General features: G+C 66.2%; 1 protein-coding gene and 1 pseudogene. Both read left to right on the forward strand.

Translation table 11 applies throughout. The features are described from left to right. Positions 1-632 precede the first annotated feature (632 nt). Positions 633-1,082, forward strand: coding sequence for a hypothetical protein (locus ABZ656_RS57790; RefSeq protein ID WP_101406449.1), 450 nt, complete (start codon positions 633-635; stop codon positions 1,080-1,082). A gap of 113 nt (positions 1,083-1,195) precedes the next feature. Continuing rightward, a pseudogene (locus tag ABZ656_RS57795) lies at positions 1,196-1,554 on the forward strand (transposase); the annotation flags it as partial. Positions 1,555-1,737: the final 183 nt, after the last annotated feature.

Genomic DNA, 1,737 nt, shown 5'->3' on the forward strand with positions numbered 1-1,737 from the left:
GCGGTCAGCCCGCCCCCGTCCGGATACCGCATACTTCCGGGTTACCAGCCAAGACGGGCCCTGTCACCAGGTCCGACGAAGACCCAGACACCCAGCCGCTATAACGCCAAGGTCAGTAGCTTCACGTTGGCATGTGTACAGCGGATTTACGGCTGTGTTCCCCCTGCTCCGGTCCAGTCACCCGGAACGCGTGACGTTGAGGTCGCAGGGCCGTTGGATCAAGTGACTTCATAGAGCCGGGTCCCGGGGATGCCTTCACTCCCCGGGACCCGTGGTGTCTCCTGGAGCGGTGTCAGTTCTCTCCGACCGCCGATGGTGGCGGGTCCGTCGTAGATGACGTGGATGCGAGCCTGGCGCCCCCCGTACAGGACGTCATCGCCATCAGGACACGCGGGTCGCCGCACCGGAGGGAACCACTGCACCAGTGTGGCCGCAGCGTGGACGCCAGCACGGGCGGCTTCCAGGGTTTCGGCACAGTGCCGCCCTGCCCACCGTGCCGGGAGGTCTGCCCCTCCCACAGCTCATGGTCTTCAGGTCCAGATTCAGGTCTCTGGTAAAGACTGGCTCCAGGTGAGCGATCCGGTTGCGCAGCCAGTGAAGAACGAACCGAACACACAGGCAGCCTCGGCAAGATGGACATCGCAGCCCTGGTCGTCTGGAAACGGCTCTCCGCACAGACCCCGTGGGTGACGGCGCTCATGTCTCTGCCCGACACCCGCGTACGAGCGGTCACCGAACGGGCCGTCACCGCCGTCCGCGACACCGCCCTGCCCCGTAGCGAAGCTGCCCGCACCGGGCGCGGCATCATCTGGAAACTGCCCGGCTTCCGCACCGGTGACGCCCTCGCCTCAGCCGTCCTGACCGCAGCAGCACCCACGCGGATGGCCGTCTACGACCGCCGCGTCCAACACGCCCTGGACACCCTCCACCTCACCCCAACACCGGGGCGCTACGGCCGCTACATGCAACTCCTCGACGACCTCCTCAAGCACGGCGCAGCACGCGCCGACGGCTGGACCGCACGCGACATCGACACCGCCCTCTACTGGACCGGCAGACCCGACCCCGCGCCAAGCCGCTGACCAGCACAAACCCGCACCGGCCGTTCAGATACCGGACACCACCACCAACACCACACCACCGTTATCAACGAACCCCGAACAACCCCAGGCCAGCCCCCGTCACCACCGCCACACGTCGAAAGGGCTTCATCGAGACCCACTGCGCGCGGCTGCTGGATGCCGCGCACCAGCAGCTCGGCGGCCCCATCGTCTTGGTCCGGGACAATCTGAACACGCACGTCAGCCGCACCATGCACCAGCTGATCGCCGCCCGATTATGGCTGACCGTCTACCAGCTGCCGCCGTACGCTCCCGAACTCAACCCCGTCGAGGGCGTGTGGTCGCATCTGAAGAGGTCACTGGCCAACCTCACCAAACACAGCCTCGACCAGCTCATCGCGTTGGTGAAGACGCGGCTGAAACGGATGCAGTGCCGCCCCGCCTCATCGAGGGTCTCATCGCCAAGACCGGGCTCGACTTCCAACCGCCGTAACCTCAGCCGTTGAAGATCTCTAGCCGTCGATGGGTGCCGCTGCCGTCCATTGAGCGGTGTGCATCGTGAAGTCGCAGGTCACGGGTCTGGTGTGGATGGCGAGTTGGGTACTCGTGCCGGTCGGCGGCCGATGACCATGGCGTAGATCATCGGGCAGGTCCGGCTCCGGCGGGATGCCGGGTT

The organism is Streptomyces sp. NPDC007095 (assembly GCF_040634475.1).
In the GTDB taxonomy this organism is placed as follows: Bacteria; Actinomycetota; Actinomycetes; order Streptomycetales; family Streptomycetaceae; genus Streptomyces.